General features: G+C 60.5%; 18 protein-coding genes. 10 read left to right on the top strand and 8 right to left on the bottom strand.

Annotation, left to right across the window (positions count from 1 at the left end):
• Positions 1-101: 101 nt before the first annotated feature.
• Both K1X80_RS22565 and K1X80_RS22560 read right to left on the bottom strand, forming a co-directional pair.
• On the bottom strand, positions 102-1634 hold the full coding sequence (locus K1X80_RS22565) for an AmpG family muropeptide MFS transporter (protein WP_057958638.1): 1533 nt from the start codon (positions 1632-1634) through the stop codon (positions 102-104).
• 43 nt (positions 1635-1677) lie between these two features.
• The gene (locus tag K1X80_RS22560) at positions 1678-1992 is read right to left on the bottom strand and encodes an MGMT family protein (RefSeq protein WP_178111897.1); all 315 of its coding nucleotides are present in this window, start codon (positions 1990-1992) and stop codon (positions 1678-1680) included.
• A 205-nt stretch (positions 1993-2197) separates the two neighbouring features.
• Here K1X80_RS22560 and K1X80_RS22555 point away from each other — a divergent pair, with 205 nt between their 5' ends.
• On the top strand, positions 2198-3205 hold the full coding sequence (locus K1X80_RS22555; protein WP_057958640.1) for a DUF481 domain-containing protein: 1008 nt from the start codon (positions 2198-2200) through the stop codon (positions 3203-3205).
• A gap of 126 nt (positions 3206-3331) precedes the next feature.
• Here the strand turns inward: K1X80_RS22555 and K1X80_RS22550 are convergent, their stop codons facing one another.
• Positions 3332-4090, bottom strand: coding sequence for an SDR family oxidoreductase (locus tag K1X80_RS22550; protein WP_057958641.1), 759 nt, complete (start codon positions 4088-4090; stop codon positions 3332-3334).
• Between the two features lie 75 nt (positions 4091-4165).
• On the opposite strand from K1X80_RS22550, the gene K1X80_RS22545 reads away from it, so the two are divergent.
• The 9 genes from K1X80_RS22545 to K1X80_RS28320 all read left to right on the top strand — a co-directional run bounded on the left by K1X80_RS22545 (position 4166) and on the right by K1X80_RS28320 (position 11601).
• Complete coding sequence (locus K1X80_RS22545) at positions 4166-4897, top strand: HugZ family protein (protein WP_057958642.1); 732 nt, start codon at positions 4166-4168, stop codon at positions 4895-4897.
• 66 nt (positions 4898-4963) lie between these two features.
• Positions 4964-5440, top strand: coding sequence for an FxsA family protein (locus K1X80_RS22540; protein WP_057439377.1), 477 nt, complete (start codon positions 4964-4966; stop codon positions 5438-5440).
• A gap of 229 nt (positions 5441-5669) precedes the next feature.
• Entirely contained in the window at positions 5670-5966 is a 297-nt protein-coding gene (groES, locus tag K1X80_RS22535) for a co-chaperone GroES (protein ID WP_017846112.1), read from the top strand.
• A 49-nt stretch (positions 5967-6015) separates the two neighbouring features.
• Positions 6016-7662 carry a chaperonin GroEL gene (groL, locus tag K1X80_RS22530; RefSeq protein WP_200659928.1) on the top strand — a complete coding sequence of 549 codons (1647 nt, stop codon included), beginning with the start codon at positions 6016-6018 and terminating at the stop codon, positions 7660-7662.
• Between the two features lie 167 nt (positions 7663-7829).
• The gene (colR, locus tag K1X80_RS22525; RefSeq protein WP_029295378.1) at positions 7830-8513 is read left to right on the top strand and encodes a two-component system response regulator ColR; all 684 of its coding nucleotides are present in this window, start codon (positions 7830-7832) and stop codon (positions 8511-8513) included.
• The gene (locus K1X80_RS22520; RefSeq protein ID WP_057439379.1) at positions 8503-9783 is read left to right on the top strand and encodes a HAMP domain-containing sensor histidine kinase; all 1281 of its coding nucleotides are present in this window, start codon (positions 8503-8505) and stop codon (positions 9781-9783) included. The genes colR and K1X80_RS22520 overlap by 11 nt, the downstream gene beginning before the upstream one ends.
• A 189-nt stretch (positions 9784-9972) precedes the next feature.
• Complete coding sequence (locus K1X80_RS22515) at positions 9973-10653, top strand: class I SAM-dependent methyltransferase (RefSeq protein ID WP_115128856.1); 681 nt, start codon at positions 9973-9975, stop codon at positions 10651-10653.
• 4 nt (positions 10654-10657) lie between these two features.
• Positions 10658-11374 (top strand): lipopolysaccharide kinase InaA family protein, encoded by a 717-nt coding sequence (locus K1X80_RS22510; RefSeq protein WP_170060119.1) that lies wholly within the window; start codon positions 10658-10660, stop codon positions 11372-11374.
• Positions 11374-11601 (top strand): hypothetical protein, encoded by a 228-nt coding sequence (locus tag K1X80_RS28320; protein ID WP_057958645.1) that lies wholly within the window; start codon positions 11374-11376, stop codon positions 11599-11601. Before K1X80_RS22510 ends, K1X80_RS28320 begins: the two co-directional genes overlap by 1 nt.
• Positions 11602-11904: 303 nt before the next feature.
• On the opposite strand, the gene K1X80_RS22505 is transcribed toward K1X80_RS28320, so the two are convergent.
• From K1X80_RS22505 to K1X80_RS22485, 5 genes are all read right to left on the bottom strand, one after another.
• The gene (locus tag K1X80_RS22505; RefSeq protein WP_057958646.1) at positions 11905-14943 is read right to left on the bottom strand and encodes a multidrug efflux RND transporter permease subunit; all 3039 of its coding nucleotides are present in this window, start codon (positions 14941-14943) and stop codon (positions 11905-11907) included.
• Between the two features lie 3 nt (positions 14944-14946).
• A complete protein-coding gene (locus K1X80_RS22500; protein WP_057958647.1) occupies positions 14947-16110 on the bottom strand; it encodes an efflux RND transporter periplasmic adaptor subunit in 1164 nt (387 codons plus the stop codon).
• Between the two features lie 175 nt (positions 16111-16285).
• Complete coding sequence (locus K1X80_RS22495) at positions 16286-19321, bottom strand: multidrug efflux RND transporter permease subunit (protein WP_057958648.1); 3036 nt, start codon at positions 19319-19321, stop codon at positions 16286-16288.
• A complete protein-coding gene (locus K1X80_RS22490; RefSeq protein ID WP_057958649.1) occupies positions 19318-20478 on the bottom strand; it encodes an efflux RND transporter periplasmic adaptor subunit in 1161 nt (386 codons plus the stop codon). The genes K1X80_RS22495 and K1X80_RS22490 overlap by 4 nt, the downstream gene beginning before the upstream one ends.
• Positions 20479-20702: 224 nt before the next feature.
• Positions 20703-21800 carry a DUF1513 domain-containing protein gene (locus tag K1X80_RS22485; protein WP_057958650.1) on the bottom strand — a complete coding sequence of 366 codons (1098 nt, stop codon included), beginning with the start codon at positions 21798-21800 and terminating at the stop codon, positions 20703-20705.

Below are 21800 nucleotides of genomic sequence, written 5' to 3'. Positions count from 1 at the left end.
GGATTGTACGGGCGGTCGCCGCCAGAGTACAGGCATCAGGTGGTGACTGGATTTCTGTGGGGCGCTGGCTTCACGTGGGAGCGGGCCAACCCCCACAGGTATCAGCCTTCTTCGGGCGGGTTCAAACGGATCCGCCGGCTTTCCTGGTACCAGTGCAAGGCAATCAGCAGCAGTGTCGGCACACCGAGCATCGCGGTGATCAGGAAGAAGTTGTGATAGCCGAACTTTTCCACCATGACCCCCGAGTAACCACCGATCAGTCGTGGCAACAGCAACATGATCGAGCTGAGCAGGGCGTATTGGGTGGCGGAGAACTTCAGGTTGGTCAGGCTCGACAGGTAGGCGACGAACGCCGAGGTCGCCAGGCCCGAGCTGAAGTTGTCCAGGGAAATGGTGAAGATCAGCATCTGCAGGTCGGCGCCCATGTCGGCGAGCATCAGGAACAGCAAGTTGGTGCCGGCCGAGGTGATACCACCGATAAACAGGATCGGCAGGATGCCGAATCGCACGATCAACAGGCCACCCATGCCGGCGCCGACCAGGGTCATGATCAGGCCGAAGATCTTGCTGACACTGGCGATCTGGTCCTTGGTGAACCCCTGGTCGATATAGAACACGTTGGCCATCACGCCCATCACCGTGTCCGACATGCGGTAGGTGGCGATCAGCCCCAGCAGCAACAGGGCCTGCCAGCGGTAGCGCAGGATAAAGTCGTTGACCGGCGTCAGCACCGGCGCCAGGCCTCGACGGCCCATGGCCGAGAGGCACAGGGCGGTGAGGGTGATATAGAGGATGGCGCGCAGGAAGGCGCGGTCTTCCAGCAGCAGGTCGAGCAGGCTTACGCCTTCGAACAGTACGCTGGCGAAATCGGTGTTGTACAACTGGGTGAACATCGCCGGGACCGACACCAGCAGGACGATCAGCACAAACACCGACATCAGTTGGTGGGCAAACGTGTAGCGCCCGGCCTGCAACTGGGTGCGCAGGGGCACGTCGGGTTCACGCATGAAAAAGCTGGTGAGCAGGGCAGGGATCATCAACACGCCGAACAGCACGTAGGTGCCGGTCCACGCCGAATGCTTATAGTTGAAGCCGGTGGAACCAAAGCCTTCGGCAAAGAACAGCGCGCCCGCCGTGGCCAGCAGGGCGGCGATGCGGTAGCCGGACATATAGCTGGCGGCCAGCGCGGCCTGGCGGCTGTCATCGGCGATTTCCAGGCGATAGGCGTCAACTGCGATGTCTTGGGTTGCGGAGGCGAATGCGACGATAACGGCAATGGCGATCAGCCAGGACAGGTGTTTCTGCGGGTCGCAGAAGCCCATGCCGATCAAGCCGAGAATTACCAGGGATTGGGACAGCACCAACCAGGAACGACGACGGCCCAACTTGCCCAATAGCGGCAGGCGCCATTGGTCCAGCAGGGGTGACCAGACCCACTTGAACGCATATGCCAGGCCGATCAGGCTCGCATAGCCAATGGTCTCGCGTGCCACACCGGCTTCGCGCAACCAGACTGAGAGCGTCGAGAACACCAACATGTAAGGCAGACCGGCGGCAAAGCCGAGCAATAACAGCACTAACGTCGAGGGGCTGGCATAGGCAGCGAGCGCGGCGCGCCAGGTTTTACGGGGCATGGGCTGGAGTCTGCCTCAGATTTACGGAAACAAAGCGCGCACTCTAACCGCTGTGCTCTACCGGGCGCCAGCCATGGCGCTGAATATCAACGCGATTGTTCAGGATACTGACACCTTCGCTGCGCAAACGCGCACGTTGTTCATCACCTGAAGCGCTGCCCGCCGGCAGACTTATCCGACCGCCGGCGGCGACCACCCGGTGCCAGGGCAATTTCGAACCCTCTGGGAGCTGGCTCAGGGTGCGGCCCACGAAGCGTGCGGCACGCCCCAGTCCAGCCAGGTGCGCCAGTTCGCCATAACTCACCACGCAGCCTTCGGGCACTTGGGCCAAGGTAAGGTACAGCGCAGTACGGCGCATTTCGGACGGGGTTTGCGGCGTTTCGGCGGGCTCGTTCACAGTTCTGGCTGGCTCGGTTGAAATCAGTCGTTTCTATGTAAGAAACGTCTGTAAAGATGGCGTTGAGAATTGAACTCAATAGAAAACCTTGAGTCAGTCCTTGCTAAGACGTCAGCTACGCCGATAATGCCCCTTTTTTCGCCAAACTTGAGCCCCGTAACCGCTTATGTTGTCCAGAACCCTGCTGTGCCTCGCTGTTTTTACTGCCTCTACCCCTGTGCTGGCCGATACCATCTGGTTGAAAAACGGTGATCGCCTGACCGGCAAGATCAAGGTTTTCGACGGCGGCAAGCTGTTGATCCAGACTGAATACGCCGGGGCGATCCCGGTGGACTGGAAACAGGTGAAAACCCTGGAAAGCGACCAGGAGCTGCTGGTCAAGCAAGACGCCTACACCGGCGAGAAGGCCAAGTCCCTGCACCCGGCCGAGGACGGCAAGGTGATCCTGGCCAACGGCGAGTCTCCCAAGACGGTGGAGTTGGCCAGCATCCAGCAGATCATCAAGCCAAAACCGGTGATCGAGGATCTGGTGTGGAAGGGTAATGTCGACGTGGCGCTGGACTACAAGCGTGCGGAAAAAGACACCGACGACTACGACATCGACTTCAAGACCACCGCCCGTCACGGCAAGTGGCGGCATATTGCCGAGGGCGAATACAACCGCGAATTCCAGAACGATGTGGTCACCACCGACAACTGGAGCGCCGAGTACGCGCTGGACCGCTTTATTACCGACCAGTGGTTCTGGCAGGGGCGCCTGACGTACAAGCACGACAGGGTTGAAGACCTGCGTCGCCAGCGCACGGTCGGTACCGGTCCGGGTTATCAGTTCTGGGACGATGAGCTGGGAGCGTTCTCCCTGGGCTCGCTGCTCAACCGCACTGACTATGAATACCAGGACGGCGGCAAGGACAACTTCTATTCCCTGGCCATGAAGTGGGACTACAACCGCTACCTGATCGGCAAGACCGTGGAGTTCTTCACCAACGGCGAAGTGGGCAAACCCCTGGCCGGTCCGGCCGACTACGCCCTCGATGCCGAAATGGGCCTGCGCTACAAAGTCACCGAATGGGCCTCGCTCAATCTCAAGGCCGAGCGCGACATCATCAGTGGCGGCTCGGACAGCGACCTGAGCAAGACCCGTTACACCGCAGGGTTTGGCGTGACCTGGTAACTGGAATGTAGGCGCTGGCTTGCCTGCGATAGCGCCACCGCGGTTTCTCAGTATTACCGAGGCGATGCTATCGCAGGCAAGCCAGCTCCCCCACAAGCCGCCCTACATGGGATTTCGCGGTGTCAGTTACAACCGCAGCCCGCCATCCAACTCCAGGATGCGCCCGGTGTAATAGTCGTTCTCGAAGATGTACGCCGCCGAATGGGCGATTTCTTCCGGGCGGCCCATGCGCTTGAGCGGGATCCCCGAAGTCATCTTTTCCAGCGCTTCAGGCTTCATGCCCAGTGTCATCTCGGTCTCGATAAAGCCCGGCGCAATACCCGCCACGCGAATGCCATAGCGCGCCAGTTCCTTGGCCCAGGTCACCGTCGCCGCGGCCACGCCGGCCTTGGCCGCCGAATAGTTGGTCTGGCCCACGTTACCCGCGCGGGAGATCGACGAGATGTTGATAATGGCGCCCTGGTTGTTCAGCTCCACCATTTTTGCTGCCACTTCGCGGGTGCAGAGGAACACGCCGGTCAGGTTGACGTCGATCACCGCCTGCCACTGGGCCAGGCTCATCTTGGTCATCTCGCCGTCCTTGACCTTGAGCAGCAGGCCATCACGCAGGATCCCGGCGTTGTTGATCAAACCGTGGATCGCGCCGAAATCCTCGGCGATCTGCGCTACGGTATGAGTCACCTGGTCTTCATCTGCCACATTGCACAGATAGCTGCGCGCGGTGACACCATGGGACTGGCAGGCAGCCACGGCCGCATCGAGCTTTTCCTGATTGAGGTCCACCAGTGCCAGATGGGCACCTTTGCTTGCAAAATACTCGGCCATGGAGCGGCCCAGGCCCTGGCAACCGCCGGTGATAATGATTACTTTGTCGTTGAGATGCATTCGCATGTCCTATGAGCAGATTTGAGCGGTTGCCCCAGTCCGTTTTCTGACGGAATTTATCGAAGGAGTCATAAGTTGAGCGTCCACGTTGCCAAGAATGCACGAGAACTACTGCTCAAGGAATACCGTGGGGCGCTGGCCACCCACTCCAAGGCCATGCCCGGCTTCCCCTTTGGTTCGGTGGTGCCTTATTGCCTGGATGCCGAAGGCCGGCCGCTGATCCTGATCAGCCGTATTGCCCAGCACACCCACAACCTGCAAAAAGACCCCAAGTGCTCGCTGTTGGTGGGCGAGCGCGAGGCTGATGATGTGCAAGCTGTCGGGCGCCTGACCTATCTCGCCGAAGCCGAAAAGCTCGAGGACGAGGCGGCCATTGCCGCCGCCGCCGAACGCTACTACCGGTATTTCCCGGACTCGGCCAACTACCACAAGGCCCATGACTTCGATTTCTGGGTGCTCAAGCCGGTGCGGCATCGCTACATCGGCGGTTTTGGGGCGATCCACTGGGTCGATCAGTTGACCCTGGCCAACCCGTTCGCCGGCAAGGCCGAGTTGAGCATGATCGAGCACATGAACAGCGATCACACCAAGGCCATCGCCCACTATGTCGAACTGGCCGGCCTGCCGACGTCCGAGCCGGCGCAACTGGCCGGTATCGACAGCGAAGGCATGCACCTGCGCATCGGTCAGGGCCTGCACTGGTTGCCCTTTGCGGATACTTGCAACACGCCGACACAAGTGCGCGAGGCCTTGGTTTTCCTGGCTCACGCCGAGGCTTGGCCGAAAAAAGCCACCTCGCAAGCTTGAATTCACGAAAGGGCGACGTCATCTAGGGTCTAGTAGCAAGGCATTCTTGCGTTGAGGAACCATTTGATGCGCCCTTTTTTATTGCTCTTTCTGCTGTTTCCGGTGCTGGAGCTGTTCGTATTCGTCAAGGTCAGCGGTGCTATAGGGTTTTTCCCGGCGCTGCTGCTGATTATTCTCGGCTCGATGCTCGGCGTGTTCGTGCTGCGTATCGCCGGCCTGGCCACAGCACTGCGTGCCCGTGAAAGCCTGAATCGCGGCGAGTTGCCGGCCCAGACCATGCTTGAAGGCTTGATGATGGCTTTGGCCGGTGGCCTGTTGATCGTGCCGGGTTTTGTCAGCGATGTGCTGGGTTTGATCCTGCTGCTGCCATTCACCCGGCGCTTGCTGGCAGGCAAGCTGCGCCAGCGTGCCGAAGAAGCGGCGATCCGCCAGCGTGCGTTTGCCGATGACCTGCAGCCTCGTGGTGGCCCGGCACCTCGCCAGCCGTTGGGGCGTGAAGGTGATGTGATCGAAGGTGAGTTCGAGCACCGCGACTCCAAGTAACGCCATCCCTGGCAGGGCACCTTCGGGTGCCCTGCTGACACAAAAATTTTCATCTGCGGCCCTTGTAATAAGCATATACGCCCTTATGTAACGGTCACCGCAAGGTTTCTGGTGGCGACACCAGACAGACTTCCGCGTTTCGCTTGGCGAACCGCGACCGGCACCGCCGGAATACCACCCGCCGGTACTGATACCGGCCGATGAAACTTACAATTAGGAGAGATCGACAATGAGCAAGCTTCGTCCTCTGCACGACCGCGTCGTTATCCGTCGCAGCGAAGAAGAAAAGAAAACCGCTGGCGGTATCGTTCTGCCAGGTTCGGCTGCTGAAAAAGCCAACCACGGTGTGATCGTCGCTGCAGGCCCAGGCAAGACTCTGGAAAACGGTGAAGTGCGTGCGCTGGCCGTTAAAGTCGGTGACAAGGTTGTATTCGGTCCTTACTCCGGCAGCAACACTGTGAAAGTCGACGGCGAAGACCTGCTGGTTATGGCTGAGAACGAGATTCTCGCTGTACTGGAAGGCTGATTCCCCGCTCATTTTCCCGTTACTACAAAGTATTTAAGGAATATCGATCATGGCTGCTAAAGAAGTTAAATTCGGCGATTCCGCCCGTAAGAAAATGCTCACCGGTGTCAACATCCTGGCTGACGCAGTAAAAGCGACCCTGGGCCCGAAAGGCCGTAACGTGATCATCGAGAAGAGCTTCGGCGCTCCGACCATCACCAAGGACGGCGTTTCGGTCGCCAAAGAAATCGAACTGGAAGACCGTTTCGAAAACATGGGCGCGCAGCTGGTCAAAGACGTTGCCTCCCGTGCCAACGATGACGCCGGCGACGGCACCACCACCGCCACCGTTCTGGCTCAGGCCATCGTCAACGAAGGCTACAAAGCCGTCGCTGCCGGCATGAACCCGATGGACCTCAAGCGCGGCATCGACAAGGCGACCATCGCCATCGTTGCTGAGCTGAAAAACCTGTCCAAGCCATGCGCTGACACCAAGGCTATCGCTCAGGTAGGTACCATCTCCGCCAACTCCGACAGCTCCATCGGCGACATCATTGCCGAAGCCATGGAAAAAGTCGGCAAAGAAGGCGTGATCACCGTTGAAGAAGGCACTGGCCTGGAAAACGAACTGTCGGTTGTAGAAGGCATGCAGTTCGACCGTGGCTACCTGTCCCCGTACTTCGTCAACAAGCCAGAGACCATGGTTGCCGAGCTGGACAGCCCGCTGATCCTGCTGGTCGACAAGAAGATCTCGAACATCCGCGAAATGCTGCCAGTACTGGAAGCCGTTGCCAAAGCCGGCCGTCCACTGCTGATCGTTTCCGAAGACGTTGAAGGCGAAGCCCTGGCGACGCTGGTTGTGAACAACATGCGCGGTATCGTTAAAGTCGCAGCCGTCAAGGCTCCAGGCTTCGGCGACCGTCGCAAGGCCATGCTGCAGGACATCGCCGTCCTGACCGGCGGTACCGTAATCTCCGAAGAGATCGGCCTGAGCCTGGAAAGCGCCACCCTGGAAAACCTGGGTAGCGCCAAGCGCGTGACCATCTCCAAAGAAAACACCATCATCGTTGACGGTGCTGGCGTTGAGCAGGACATCCAGGCGCGCATCACCCAGATCCGTGCCCAGGTTGCCGAGACTTCCTCGGACTACGACCGTGAAAAACTGCAAGAGCGCCTGGCCAAGCTGTCTGGCGGCGTTGCAGTGATCAAGGTTGGCGCTGGTTCCGAAGTTGAAATGAAAGAGAAGAAAGCCCGCGTTGAAGACGCCCTGCACGCAACCCGTGCGGCCGTTGAAGAAGGCGTGGTACCTGGCGGTGGCGTTGCACTGATCCGTGCTCTGGAAGCCCTGACCAACCTGACCGGCGACAACGCTGACCAGAACGTCGGTATCGCTGTGCTGCGTCGTGCTGTTGAAGCACCGCTGCGCCAGATCGCTGCCAACTCCGGCGACGAGCCAAGCGTTGTAGTCAACGAAGTCAAGAACGGCAAAGGTAACTACGGTTACAACGCTGCGACTGGTGTCTACGGCGACATGATCGAAATGGGCATCCTGGATCCAACCAAGGTGACTCGTTCCGCGCTGCAGGCTGCAGCCTCCATCGGTGGCCTGATCCTGACCACCGAAGCTGCAATCGCTGACAAGCCGAAACCAGAAGGCTCGGCTGGCGGCGGTATGCCAGACATGGGCGGCATGGGTGGTATGGGCGGCATGATGTAAGCCAGCCTTACCCCCGATGCATAAAAGCCCCGCCTGAGTGATCAGGCGGGGCTTTTTTATCGATTGAAAACAGTAATCGGTTGACCGTTCAGGCCTAGCGGTAAGCCATACTTGGCCTTAAGCTGCGCGAGCCAACACGGCTGTTACCGCGTACGGAGACACTGCCCATGCGAATTTTATTGGTTGAAGACAACCGCGATATTCTGGCCAACCTGGCGGATTACCTCGGACTCAAGGGCTATACCGTGGACTGTGCACAGGACGGTTTGTCTGGCCTGCACCTGGCGGCCACCGAGCATTACGACCTGATCGTGCTCGATATCATGCTGCCTGGGATTGATGGCTACACCCTGTGCAAACGCCTGCGTGAAGACGCGCGCCGCGACACACCGGTGATCATGCTCACCGCCCGCGACCAATTGGACGATCGCCTGCAAGGCTTCAAGTCGGGGGCCGATGACTATCTGCTCAAGCCGTTTGCCCTGTCGGAACTGGCCGCACGTATCGAAGCCGTGCTGCGTCGCGCCCAGGGTGGCGGCCGGCGCGAGCTGCAAGTCGGCGATCTGTCCTACGATCTCGACACCCTGGAAGTGACCCGCGAAGGACGCCTGCTCAAGCTCAACCCTGTCGGCCTGAAACTGCTCGCGGTGTTGATGCAGAAAAGCCCGCATGTCCTGCGCCGCGAAGTGCTTGAAGAGGCCCTGTGGGGCGATGACTGCCCGGACAGCGACAGCCTGCGCAGCCATGTCCACCAACTGCGCCAAGTGATCGACAAGCCATTTGCCAAACCCTTGCTGCAAACCGTGCATGGCGTGGGTTATCGCTTGGCCGAGGGTCGTGATGGAGTTTAAGCAAAGCCTTGCCCAGCGAATCATCATCGCCTTTGCGCTGATGAGCGCGTTGGTGGCGGGGGCCTTCGCCATGGGCATCGTCGCCACGGTGCACCTGGTGGAAGAAAAACTGATTTCGGCGGGGCTGGGCGGCGACCTGCAGCGTCTGCTGTTGATGGACAGTGTTGAAGACTGGCGCCACCGTCCCGAGCCGGACCAGCTGTTTTATTTCAGCGGCGGGCGTGGGGATTTCCAACTGCCCAAGGACTTGCGGCATCTGGACGCCGGCTTTCACGAAGTATTTCGCGATGCGCTTTCCTACCATGCCATGGTCGAGATCGTCGACGGCCGTCGATATGTCCTGCTGCAAGACCAGAGCGATTTCGAAGAGCGCGAGCGCGTGTTGTTTGCAGTGGTGCTGGTAGGGTTTGTACTCAGCCTGGCACTGGCGGTATTCCTCGGCTGGGTCCTTGCTCGTAAGGTGATGGCACCGGTGGTGCGCCTGGCGCGCCAGGTGCGGCATCGTGACCAATTACTGGGGCTGGCGCCGCCGCTGGCGCCGGACTATGCGGCCGACGAAGTGGGTGAACTGGCAGTGGCCTTCGACGCCACGCTTGGCCGTCTGCGCCAGGCCCTGACCCGTGAGCGCCTGTTCACCAGCGATGTCAGCCATGAACTGCGCACGCCGTTGATGGTGCTGGCCAGTTCCTGCGAACTGCTGCTGGAAAACCCGGCGATTGATTCACGGGGGCGTAAACAGGTCGAGCGTATCGCCCGGGCCTGCGAGGAAATGCGCGAGCTGGTGCAGACCTTCCTGATGCTGGCCCGTGCCCAGCATGACGACACCACGATGTCGCCCCAGGTCAGCCTCTCCGAGGTTGCGGAGGGCTTGCTGGGGATCTGGCGCGAACCTATCGAGCGCAAGGGCATCGAGTTGTTCTACCTGCCGGGCAACCCACTCGACACCCGCTACAACGCCACCTTCCTGCATGCGGTCATGGGCAACCTGCTGCGCAACGCCCTGCACTACACCGAACACGGGTTTATCCGCCTGACCCTGGAGCCTACTGGCTTTGTAGTGGAAGACAGCGGGGTGGGGATTCCCGAAGACAAGCGCGAGGCTATGTTCGAGCCGTTTGTACGCGGTAACGAAAAACGCGGTGACGGCCTGGGCCTGGGTTTGTCACTGGTCCAGCGCATCTGCGAGAGCCAGGGCTGGGTGGTCAGCCTCAGTACCATGGAGCCCAGTGGTTGTCGCTTCCATGTTGAATTGAATCAGGTCAAATCCTGAGCCCTTTCCTGCCCCTTCCCCAGGGGCAGGTTCCCGCCTGTTCGGCGAAGATGGCTTCATGCCATGCTTTTTCCCTGTAAAACCTTGTAATTCTTTAGGGTTAGACGGGACGTTTTTTTCACAAAGGGTTGACCTGCGGATGACGTGCGACTGCTTAAGGTTGCAGGCATCAGTCTAGGAGATCCGTGGATGGCTACCCCTATCAAACTTGAATTTTCCGCCAAGTACGACGACCGGCACGCTCAACAATATCTGCTTAAACATCAGGGCAAGTTGGCGCGGCGGCTGTCGCACAAACGGGATGAGCAATTGGCCCGCGGTGCGCTGGCGATGGCCGGTGAGCCTGGTCTGGTGTTGGATTTACCGTGCGGTGCCGGGCGCTTCTGGCCACTGCTGGCCGAAAAGCCCAACCGGGTGATTATCGGCGCGGACAATTCCGAGGCCATGTTAAGCATCGCCACTGCGTCGCAACCGGCGGATGTGCTCAAGCGGGTACGGCCCTTGCAGACATCAGCGTTTGATATCGACCTGCCAGACAACGCAGTGGACAGCATTTTCTGCATGCGTCTGCTGCACCACATCGGCGACCCGGCGCATCGGCTGGCGTTATTGAAAGAATTTCAAAGGGTTACCCGCGATAGCGTGATCATTTCGTTGTGGGTGGATGGCAACTTCAAGGCCTGGAAACGCAAGCGCCTGGAAGTGCAGCGTCGCAACAAAAGTGAGCAGGAGAGTTACCGAAATCGTTTTGTGTTACCGGCTGCTACTGTTGAAGCTGAGTTTGAGCAAGCTGGTTTCCGCGTCCAGGAGTATTTGGACTTCATACCGCTGTACGCCATGTGGCGAGTGTATGTATTGCGCAAGAGGTAGCAGGATGGCAGTTGAGTACGCAGCAGGCAGTCACGTAGCTCCCGAAGAGCGCTTCGATTACTTCTGGCGGCAGCAGGGCGAGTGGGTCGAGGAGCCCAATCGGCGTCGAGGGGGCGAAAGCGGTGTACAGCGGGTAATCGGCACCAGTGGGCGCTTGCTCTACAGCAAGCGCCAGACAGGTCACACTTATCGCAGCTGGCTGCATCCTTTTGGGCGGCCCACGGTGTTGCGCGAGCGCGATGCGCTCAGGGGCCTGCGCTTGCTCGATGTGGGGGTTCCGGAACTGGTGTTCTGTGGCGCCCGTCGTGATCCGGACCAACAGTGGAAGGCTTTGCTGGTGACGGCGGCTTTGGATGGCTTTGTGGATATCGACAGCTGGTACGCCGCCGGTGGCCGCGCGCAATGTGGGGAACTGGTGCATGAGCGCCTGCTAGCTGAGTTGGCGCAAACCCTGGCGCGCATGCACAAGGGGCGCTGGCAGCATGGCTGCCTGTACAGCAAGCATATTTTTGTGCGGGTCAGCGGGGCGGCAGAGGGCGCGACGGTCGAAGTGGCGCTGCTGGATCTCGAGAAGAGTCGCCAACGCTTGACCGCCCGCCGGGCCGCTGACCATGACATGCAGCAGTTGCGGCGCCATTCGTCGTGGAATGCCGCCGACTGGCAAAAACTCAGCTACTTTTACGAAGCGGCGTTTGGCAGCGCTATCAAGGGTTTAACCTAATGAAGCTAGAAATAGCACGAGGTTTGTTTCTGTTGGGGGCCTTGGGCATCGCCTCCCTGGCCCTGGCTGCCTGGGAGCAGCCCCGCACAGAAGTCCTCAGCGCGGCGCACAACGGCGGGCAATGCCCGGTGCCGCGGATCGCCAAGACCACGGGGGTTACGCAGCCTGATCATCAGCTTTTGCTGTTTATGTTTGGGATGTCCCAAGGGATGAGGCCTGCGAGTTGAAGAGATTGACGCCCCTGTAAAAGGCCCCGCAGTGCGGGGCCTTTTGTTTTTTGCGTGTTGCTGCGTTCTTGGTCTGGGATGGCGGCTATACGCTCAGCCCTGGCGGGGCGCCTCAGATCAAGATCAAAAGCAGAGCCACAGTAGAACCGGAGCGCGAAGCCGCGTTCCCCGGTGGGTGTGGGAGCTGGCTTGCCAGCGATGGCGCCGGCACTGCTAGCCTTTATGTTGTCTGACACACCGCTATCACAGCCTCGCAGGGCGAGACAGCTCCCACAGGGGCCGCAGAAACGGATAGGTACTCAATCAATCCGCCGCCGCCAAGGCCTCACGCTTGGCCAACAACGTATAAACACACGGCAACACAAACAGCGTAAACAACGTACCCACAGACATCCCCGTAGCAATCACCATCCCGATATCAAACCGACTGACCGCCCCGGCCCCTGTGGCAAAGATCAACGGCACCATGCCAAACACCATCGCTGCCGTGGTCATCAACACCGGGCGCAGGCGAATCGCCGCCGCTTCTTCCACTGCTTCACGGGGCGTCAGGCCCTTGTCCTTGCGCAACTGGTTGGCAAACTCGACGATCAGGATCCCGTGCTTGCTGATCAGCCCGATCAAGGTCACCAACCCCACCTGGGTGTAGATGTTCATGCTCGACCAACCCAGGAACAAGGGGATCAACGCGCCGCAGATCGACAGCGGCACCGTCACCAGGATCACCAGCGGGTCACGGAAGCTCTCGAACTGTGCCGCCAGCACCAGGAAGATGATGGCCAACGCCAGGCCAAAGGTGACCCACAGCGCGCTGCCTTCCTGGATGAACTGGCGTGAGGCGCCGCTGTAGTCGAAGGCGTAGCCGGCCGGGGTTTCTTCGATGGCGATCTGACGCACGGTGTCGATGGCCTCGCCCATGCTGACAATCGGGAAGCCCGAGATCAGCGCCGAGTTGAGTTGCTGGAACTGGTTCAGTTGGCGCGGGCGCGCGCGGTCACTGATGCTGATCAGGGTCGACAGCGGCAACAACTCGCCCTGGGTGTTTTTCACGTAGTAACTGTTCAGCCACTCGGGGTTGTCCCGGTAGGCCCGCTCGACCTGGGCGATGACCTTGTAGCTGCGCCCATCAATGGTGAACCGGTTGATTTCCGCCTCCGCCAGCAAGGTCGCCAGTGTGCTGCCCAGATCCTGCATCGACACCCCCATCTGCGCCGCCTTGGCGCGGTCGATGTCCACCACCACCTCGGGTTTGTCGAACGCCAGGTCGATATCGACAAAGGCGAACTTGCCCGACTCCATGGCCCGTTTCTTCACGCGGTCGGCCACTTGCAGCAACGACTCATAGTCATTGGGTGTGTTGATCACAAAACCGAAGGGCAGGCCTTCGCCTGTACCGGGCAGTGATGGCAGGTTGAAGCCGAATACCTGCAAGCCGGGGATCTGCTCCAGGCGTTTCTGTACCTCAGGCAGGATCTGCATCTGCGTGCGGTCGCGCTCGTTCCACGGTTTGAGCAGGAAGCCGCCGATGCCCGATTGCACCCCGTTGAACCCATTGATCTGGAACGAGGAGTAGTACTCCGGGAAGTCCTTGAAGATCGTGATGAACTCGTCGGTGTAGGTGTTCAGGTAGTCCAGGTTGGTCGGCTGCGGTGCGCTGGCCATCATAAAGATGATGCCCTGGTCTTCATCCGGGGCCAGTTGCGACTGGGTGAATTTGAGGAATACCGGGATCAGGCACAGCACGATCAGGGCAAATACGATCACCACCGGCCGGGTGTTCAATGTGCCGTGCAGCATTGTCTGGTAGCGGCGCTTGAGGCCTTCGAAGATGCGGTCCAGGCGATGGGCCAGGCCCGTGGGGTTTTCGTCGTGGCGCAACAGCAGGGCGCACATCATCGGTGACAGGGTCAGGGCGACGATGCCGGAAATCACCACCGCACCGGCCAGGGTCAGGGCGAACTCCTTGAACAACGCCCCGGTCAGCCCCTCGAGGAAACCGATGGGCGCATACACCGCCGCCAGGGTGATGGTCATCGACACCACCGGCACGGCAATCTCCCGCGCGCCTTCCAGCGCAGCGTCCAGTGGCGTCTTGCCTTCTTCAATATGGCGGTGGATGTTCTCCACCACCACAATGGCATCATCCACCACCAGGCCGATGGCCAGCACCATCGCCAGCAGTGTCAGCAGGTTGATGGAGTAGCCCATCAGTTGCATGAAAAACAGCACGCCAATCATCGACAGCGGGATGGTCACCACCGGGATCACCACCGAGCGCAGCGCCCCGAGAAACAGGAACACCACGACGATCACGATCAGCACCGCTTCAAACAGGGTCTTGACCACTTCGTTGATGGACGCCTGGATAAACAGCGTGGCGTCGTAGGCGATTTCTGCCTTGAGATTGGGCGGCAACTGGGATTCCAGCTCCGGCATCAGCTTGCGTACTTCTTTGATCACATCCAGCGGGTTGGCACTGGGCGTGGCCTTGATGCCGATGTACACCGAAGGCGTACCGCCAAAGGAACTGATGGCGTTGTAGTTTTCCGCGCCCATTTCCACCCGGGCCACGTCGCCCAGCAGCACCCGGCTGTCGCCATCGGTCTTCACGGTGATGGCGGCGAAGGCCTCGGCGGTCTTCAAATCGGTGTTGGCGTTGATGCTGGTGACCACATACTCGCCCTTCACTTCGCCGGCGGCGGAGAGGAAGTTGTAGTGGCGCACGGCGTCGGTGACGTCACTGGCGCTCAGGCCAAAGCCCGCGAGCTTGACCGGGTCCAGCCACAGGCGCATGGCAAATACCTGGTTGCCGAGGATCTCGGCTTCGGCCATGCCGGGCAGGGTCGCCAGCTTGGGCTGGATCACCCGCGACAGGTAGTCGGTGATCTGCGGGTTGCTCAGTTGCTGGCTGGAGAAGCTGATGTACATCAGCGCCGAGGCATCTGCGGCCTCCTTGCTCAACACCGGGTCTTCGGCGTCCTGGGGCAGTTTGTTCTTGACCTCGTTGGCCTTGGCCAGCAGCTCGGTGAACAGCCGGTCGCTGTTGGCGCCGATCCGCGCATAGATGGAAATCACCGAGAAGTTCTGGCGACTGACCGAGGTCATGTAGTCGATACCTTCGGCACTTGCCAGGCTTTGCTGCAGCGGCTGTGTGATGTAGCCCTGGATCGTCTCGGCATTGGCCCCGGGGTACGCGGTAGTCACCGTGATCAGGGCATTTTCCATGGATGGGTATTGGCGCAGAGGCAGTTTGCTGTAGGCCTGGAAACCCAGGAGCACGATCAGCAGGCTGACCACCATGGCCAGCACCGGGCGGCGGATAAACGTGTCGGTAAACGCCATGGCTCAGTTCCTTGAACCGTCGTTGCGCGGAGGTTGGCCAGGGGCGGCCGGCAGGTTTTTATCCGCAGTGATGGCGATATGCGCACCGGTGTCGAGCTTGATCTGCCCGGCGCTGACCACTTGCTCGCCACTGCTCAGGCCTTTGGTGATCAGCACCAGGCCATCGCGCCGTTCGCCGGTTTCGATAAAGCGCCGTTCGGCGATCAGGATCGGTTGACCGTTGGCATCTTTTTCGAGGCTGCCGTCCTCGGTCTTTTTCTGTGTTACCACGTAGGCTGAGTTGCCGTAGAGGGTGTAGGTAATGGCACTTTCCGGTATCACCACCTGCGCTTGCGGGTCGGGCAGCAGCACTTGCAGGCTGCTGAACATGCCCGGTAGCAGTTTATTGTCCGGGTTGGCCAGGGTCGCTCGAACCAGCACGTTACGGGTGCTGCTCTCGACTTTCGGGTTGATCGCACTGAGGGTGCCGGGGAAGGTCAGTTTCGGGTAGGCCGAGACTTGCACCTGTACCCCCTGGCCCACGGCCAGCTTGGGCACCGACTGCTCGGGCACATAAAAGTCCACATAGAGGCTGCTCAGGTCCTGCAAGGTGGCAATCACCGTGCCGCTGGCCAGATAGTCGCCCACATCGACCTGACGAATGCCGATAGTGCCGCTGAACGGCGCGACGATGTGTTTCTTGGCCAGGGACGCTTTGAGCTGGTTGACCGTGGCCTTGTTTTTTTGCAGTTGCGCCGAGAGCCGGTCGAACTCGCCCTTGGAGATCGCCTGGCTGCCCACCAGTTGGCTGCCGCGCCCGTAATCGAGCTGGGCCAGGCCCAGGTCGGCCTGGGCGGTTTGCAGCAGGGCGTCTTCCACCGCACTGTCGAGTTGCACCAGCGGTTGCCCGGCCTTGACCTTCTGCCCCGACTCGAACTGCACGTCCTTGACCGTGCCGGCAATCTCCAGGGCGAGGTTCACCCCCTGCAAGGCCTTGAGCGTACCCACCGCCGGCAGGCGCTGTTGCCACGGTTGTTCGACCGCGGTGGCCACCGCCACGCTGATCGGCGGTTTGGGCGCGGAAAAGACCTGGATCTGCTGATAGATGGAAAAGGCTTTATAGCCCCCCAGCAGCAGGACGATGAGCAGCACAACGGCCAACATGATCAGCATGCGACGACGCAGCATATTCCGGTTCCTTGGAAAAAACTGAGGCAGACGAAGACGAACGATTCGGCACATTACTCCGAGTTTCGGGGGGATTCCAACTGGTAAATTTCAGCGTTCGCGGGCAGGCTCAAGCGCAATGGTTTTAAGGCGTAGGGGAATAGGGAAAGGGGTGTCAGGCCTTTCCCATATGAGGTCAGGGTGCGGGCATGTCGCGCTTGGCCAGCGCCGTATACACCGACGGCAGGACGAACAAAGTGAACAAGGTCCCGATCGACATGCCGGTGGCGATCACCATGCCGATATCAAACCGGCTGACCGCGCCGGCACCGCTGGAAAACACCAGCGGGATCACCCCCAGCACGGTAGCGATGGTGGTCATCAGCACCGGCCGCAAGCGGATCGCGGCGGCTTCTTCGATGGCGGCACGCGCCGACAGCCCCTGCTCCTTGCGCAACTGGTTGGCGAACTCGACGATCAGGATGCCGTGCTTGCTGATCAGGCCGATCAGCGTGACCAGGCCGATTTGTGTGTAAATGTTCAGGGTCGACCAGCCGAGGAACAGCGCAATCAATGCCCCGCAGATCGACAGCGGCACCGTCACCAGGATCACCAGCGGGTCACGCAGGCTTTCAAACTGGGCCGCCAGCACCAGGCCGATGATCGCCAATGCCAGGCCGAACGTACCCCACAGCGCATTGCCCTCCTGCACAAACTGGCGCGTGGCGTTGCTGTAGTCGAAGGTGTAGCCCGCCGGAGCCTCTTCCTGGGCGATGGCATGTACGGTCTCCAGGGCGTTGCTCATACCGACAATCGGGTAAGCCGAGACCAGCACCGAATTGAGCTGCTGGAACTGGTTCAACTGTCGCGGGCGTACCTGTTGGCTGGAGACGGTGATCAACGTCGACAGGGGCAGTAATTGGCCCTTGGCATTTTTGACGTTGTAGTGACTCAGCCAGTCCGGGTTGTCGCGGTAGGTGCGCTCGACCTGGGCAATGACCTTGTACAGATTGCCATCAATCCTGAAGCGGTTGATTTCCGTTTCAGCCAGCAGGGTCGCCAGGGTCAGGCTCAGGTCCTGCATGGACACGCCCATTTGCGCGGCCTTGGCCCGGTCAATGTCGATCACTACTTCGGGCCGGTCGAAGGCCAGGTCGATATCCACGTAGGCAAACTTCCCGGAGTCGATGGCCCGCTGTTTGACGCGCTCGGCCACCGCCAGCATCGACTTGTGGTCCTGCTGGGAACTGATGACAAAACCAAAAGGCAGGCCTTCGCCCGTACCCGGCAAGGACGGCAGGTTAAAGGCAAATACTTGCAGGCCGGGGATGCTGTCGAGCTTTTTGCGCAGCGGCGCCAGCACCTCCATCTGCGTGCGCTCGCGCTGGTCCCACGGGCGCAGTTGGAAACCGCCCACCCCCGAATGCACGCCATCGAGGCCATTGATCTGGAACGAGGCCTGGTACTCGGGCAGGGTCTTGAACAGCGCGATGAAGTCCTGGGTGTAACGGTTGAGGTAGGCCAGGTTGCTCGGCTGCGGTGCGCTGGCGAGGATAAAGATCAGGCCCTGGTCCTCATCGGGGGCCAGCTCGGAGAGGGTGAAGGTGAGCATGGCGGGAATCAGGCCGAGGATCAGCAGGGCGAACACGATGACCACCGACTGCGCCTCCATGATCTGATGCAGGCGGCGCTGGTAACGCTGCTTCAGATGGTTGAACAGCCGGTCCAGGACCAGGGGCAGGCCCCGTGGCTGTTCTTCAGGGCGCAATAACAGGGCGCACATCATCGGTGACAGGGTCAGCGCAACGATACCGGAAATCACCACGGCCCCGGCCAGGGTCAGGGCAAACTCCTTGAACAGCGCCCCGGTCAACCCCTGCAGGAAACCGATGGGCGCATACACCGCGGCCAGGGTAATGGTCATCGAAATGACCGGCACGCACACCTCCCGCGCGCCTTTGATCGCGGCCTCAAGGGGCGACTTGCCTCGTTCGATATGCCGATGAATGTTCTCCATCATCACAATGGCGTCATCCACCACCAGGCCAATGGCCAGGACCATGGCCAGCAGCGTCAGGACGTTGATCGAGTACCCCATCAGTTGCATGAAGAACAGCGTGCCGACCAGCGACAGGGGAATGGTGATGACGGGAATCACCACGGCGCGCAAAGAGCCCAGAAACAGGAACACCACCAACACCACAATCAGGATGGCTTCCAGCAGGCTCGACAGCACATGGTCGATAGAGGCGTTGATGTACAACGTCGAGTCGTAGGCGATATCGGCTTGCACATGAGGCGGTAACTGCGCCTGCAGCAGGGGCATCAGTTCGCGTACGCGCTTGCCCAGCTCCAGCGGGTTGGCGTCGGGGGTCGGCTTGATGCTGATGTAGGTCGCGGGCAGGCCATTGAATGAACTGAAGCTGTCGTAGTTCTGCGCTCCCAGCTCCACCCGCGCCACATCCCCGAGGCGGACCTGGCTGTCGCCGTTGGTTTTCAAGGTGATGGCCCGGAAGCCTTCAACCGACTGCAGTTCGGTATTGGCCGTGACACTGGTAACGACCAATTCACCTGTAGCGTCGCCGGCAATGGACTGTACGTTGTAGCGCTTGATGGCCTGGGTCACATCGCTGGCGCTCAAACCAAAGCCTGCGAGTTTCAGCGGATCAAGCCAGATACGCATGGCAAAGCTTTGGTTGCCGATGATCTGGGCCTCGGCCATGCCCGGCAGAGTCACCAGGCGAGGCTGGATCACACGCAGCAGGACGTCGGTGATTTGCGCATTGTTCATGGTGTCGCTGGAAAAACCCAGGTACATCAGCGCGGTGTTATCCGCCGCGACCTTGTTCAGCACCGGATCCTCTATGTCCCGAGGCAGTTGGTTCCTTACTTCATTGGTCTTGGCCAACAGCTCGGTGAACAACCGGTCGCTGTCGGCCCCGACCCGCCCGTAGATGGAAATAATCGACACGTTCTGCCGGCTGGTGGAGCGCATGTAGTCGATGCCTTGCGCGCTTGCCAGGCTTTTCTGCAGAGGTTGTGTGATGTAGCTCTGCACGGTCTCGGCACTGGCGCCTGGAGAGACCGTGGTCACCGTGACCAGCGCACTTTCCATCTGCGGGAATTGGCGCAATGGTAATTGCCCAAAGGCCTGCCAGCCCAGCAACACGATCAACAGGCTGACCACCAGGGCCAGTACGGGGCGGCGGATAAACAGGTCGGTGAACGTCATTTTTCGTTCTCCCGTTGGGCCGCCAGTGGACGCTCATCAGGTTGGTTCCGGTGGATGCTGATGCGCACTGGGGTACCGTTTTGCAATTTGATCTGGCCGGCAGTAACGACCTGTTCGCCCTTGGCCAGCCCTTTGGCAATCACGATGGTGCCATCGCGTCGCTCGCCCGTTTCGACCAGGCGTTGTTCGGCGATCAGCAGCGGCTTGCCCTCGGCATCCAGCTCGTCACGGCCTTCGCTGTTTTTGCGCGGGGCTACGACGTACACATACTGGCCATAGGGGCTGTAGGCGATTGCGCTCTCCTCGATCACGATATGCAAACCCGGGTTCGTCAGCAGCACCTGCAAGTGGGCGAACATACCCGGCAACAGGTCGGCGGGCGGATGAGTCAGGGTGGCGCGTACCAACACATTTCGCGTGTGGGTGTCGACGATGGGGTCGATGGCGCTAATGGTGGCGAGACTGGAAAGTCCTGGGCGTGCCGAGACTTCAATGCGCACGGACTGGCCGATCTTGATCAGTTGAACGGCGTGCTCGGGGATGTGGAAATCGACGTAAAGGCTATGGGCGTCCTGCAGGCTGGCGATCACGGTGGCGCTTTGCAGGTAGTCACCGATGTTGACTTGGCGGATGCCAAGGGTGCCGTTGAACGGGGCGACGATGCGTTTTTTGTCCAGCGCCGTGCGACGTTGTGCAACGACGGCATTGTTGCGGTTGAACTCGGCGGACAGTCGGTCGAACTCCTCTTGGGAGATGGCGTTGATCGCCACCAGCTCGCGGCCGCGCTGGAAGTTCTGCCGGGCCAGGCTGCGGTCCGCCAGGGCCACGTCCAGCGCGGCCTGCTCGGCCTGATTCTCAAGTTGCAGCAGGGTTTGCCCTTGCTTGACCACTTGCCCGGAGTCGAAGTGCAACTGGGTGACGACGCCGGGCACCTCGATACTCAGGTTGATGCCCTGCAATGCCTTGAGGGTGCCAGCGGCGGGCAACTGGCGCTGCCAGGGTTGTTCGAGGGCGGTTGCCACCGCCACGCTGACGGGCGGCTTTGGCGCATGCAGCAGCTGCAGCTGTTGGTAAACCCAGAACGCTTTATAGCTGGCGAGCATCAGCACGACCAGCAGTACGATGCTGAGCATGGTAATCATCCGGCGGCCCGGCATAGTTGCTTCCTTGTGAAGGTGACAGGGTGCGGAGGGCGCGCGCAGGGGCGCTCGCTGGCACGATGAGCCAGGCAGTCTTCATCAGAAAGGCGAGTGCTATAAGGCGGAAAGTCGGACGTGTCTGTGAGATGAGTAGTCCCCGTGGCGGGGTTTTTTCACAGGTTGCGTAGGGTTTTTCTGGTGAGTCGGCTCCCAGGTGTGGGCCCGGGAGCGCGACAGTGGTTTTAGATCAGATGCAGGTGGTTATCCCAAAACCCAGCTGGCAGATCCAGGGGCTTGGCCACCAGTTGGGGCTGCCGGCAATCGTAGAAACGGCAACGACCCTGGCCAGAGGTCACGACAAACCCGTCGGCCACTGCGCCGACGCCGGCGCAGTCAGGCAACGGCCCGTCCAGGCGCAGTTCGCCACTGTCCATGTCCCAGATAAAGAAGCGATTGCCCCGTGGCGCGGTCAGTGCCACCAGACGCAACTCGCTGTGTACGGCCACGCTGGCGGTGTAGTGCCCCATGGCCTGCAATTGCTCATCGGCCACCGGGAACGCCACGAACGGTTGCCCCGGACGCTTGATCGCCAACAGTTCGGAACGCTCCTGGGAAGGCCCCATAAACTGTTGCCCGGTGAGGATCGTGCCATCGCTGGCGATCCCCATATGGCGCACGCTGTTCATTGGCTGGCTCAGGGTTTCCTTGCTCAGCAGGGTGCCGTCGCGCTGCATCAGCACCAGGCTCGGCTCCATGGCGTTGAGGTTCATCTCGACCCGGCTTTCGGCCTCGGTGCGAATGCCACCATTGGCCACGATCAGAGTCTCGCCATCGGGCATCCACGACACCTGGTGCGGGCCGATGCCGTGGGTGGACATCTCCCCGCTGTGTACCAGGCGCTCACCTTCGAACCTGTACACGCCCAGTAGGCCGCGACCGGGGTCGGTGGTGTCGTTTTCCGTGGCGTATAGCCAGTCGCCGCTCTTGTGGATGACTGCATGCCCATAAAAGTGCCGGTTGGCCTGGGACGTCACGGTTTGCAGCAGCGTGCCGTCGCGCAGGTCTACCAGGTAGCTCTCGGTGCCGGGGCGGCGCGCCACGAACAGCGCGATGGGCAGGCTCGGGTGGTTGATGATGTCGTGGCAACGCTGACCGACCTGGGTGGCGAACACCTGGCTGCCGTCCAGGCGATAGCCCACGGCGTAGTGCTTGCCGTCGGCATCATCCCGGGCCGACAGCAACAGCGGGCTGTCGCCCTTGCGCTTGAACAGCGTCCAGCCGCCCAGGGTGATTGCACTGAGCAGCACGCTGCCGATGGCCAAAGCCTGTCGCCTGAGCAT

The sequence above is a fragment of the Pseudomonas sp. So3.2b genome (assembly GCF_019464415.1).
In the GTDB taxonomy this organism is placed as follows: Bacteria; Pseudomonadota; Gammaproteobacteria; order Pseudomonadales; family Pseudomonadaceae; genus Aquipseudomonas; species Aquipseudomonas shahriarae.
This window is presented reverse-complemented; position numbering and strand designations above follow the sequence as displayed.

Coding starts and splice junctions, on each gene's coding strand:
- K1X80_RS22520 (WP_057439379.1), top strand. CDS start 8,503: ATGGAGTTTAAGCAAAGCCTTGCCCAGCGAATCATCATCGCCTTTGCG.
- groL (WP_200659928.1), top strand. CDS start 6,016: ATGGCTGCTAAAGAAGTTAAATTCGGCGATTCCGCCCGTAAGAAAATG.
- K1X80_RS22565 (WP_057958638.1), bottom strand. CDS start 1,634: ATGCCCCGTAAAACCTGGCGCGCCGCGCTCGCTGCCTATGCCAGCCCC.
- K1X80_RS28320 (WP_057958645.1), top strand. CDS start 11,374: ATGAAGCTAGAAATAGCACGAGGTTTGTTTCTGTTGGGGGCCTTGGGC.
- K1X80_RS22485 (WP_057958650.1), bottom strand. CDS start 21,800: ATGCTCAGGCGACAGGCTTTGGCCATCGGCAGCGTGCTGCTCAGTGCA.
- K1X80_RS22540 (WP_057439377.1), top strand. CDS start 4,964: ATGCGCCCTTTTTTATTGCTCTTTCTGCTGTTTCCGGTGCTGGAGCTG.
- K1X80_RS22495 (WP_057958648.1), bottom strand. CDS start 19,321: ATGACGTTCACCGACCTGTTTATCCGCCGCCCCGTACTGGCCCTGGTG.
- K1X80_RS22560 (WP_178111897.1), bottom strand. CDS start 1,992: ATGCGCCGTACTGCGCTGTACCTTACCTTGGCCCAAGTGCCCGAAGGC.
- K1X80_RS22510 (WP_170060119.1), top strand. CDS start 10,658: ATGGCAGTTGAGTACGCAGCAGGCAGTCACGTAGCTCCCGAAGAGCGC.
- K1X80_RS22515 (WP_115128856.1), top strand. CDS start 9,973: ATGGCTACCCCTATCAAACTTGAATTTTCCGCCAAGTACGACGACCGG.
- K1X80_RS22555 (WP_057958640.1), top strand. CDS start 2,198: ATGTTGTCCAGAACCCTGCTGTGCCTCGCTGTTTTTACTGCCTCTACC.
- K1X80_RS22550 (WP_057958641.1), bottom strand. CDS start 4,090: ATGCATCTCAACGACAAAGTAATCATTATCACCGGCGGTTGCCAGGGC.
- colR (WP_029295378.1), top strand. CDS start 7,830: ATGCGAATTTTATTGGTTGAAGACAACCGCGATATTCTGGCCAACCTG.
- K1X80_RS22505 (WP_057958646.1), bottom strand. CDS start 14,943: ATGGCGTTTACCGACACGTTTATCCGCCGCCCGGTGCTGGCCATGGTG.
- K1X80_RS22490 (WP_057958649.1), bottom strand. CDS start 20,478: ATGCCGGGCCGCCGGATGATTACCATGCTCAGCATCGTACTGCTGGTC.
- K1X80_RS22500 (WP_057958647.1), bottom strand. CDS start 16,110: ATGCTGCGTCGTCGCATGCTGATCATGTTGGCCGTTGTGCTGCTCATC.
- groES (WP_017846112.1), top strand. CDS start 5,670: ATGAGCAAGCTTCGTCCTCTGCACGACCGCGTCGTTATCCGTCGCAGC.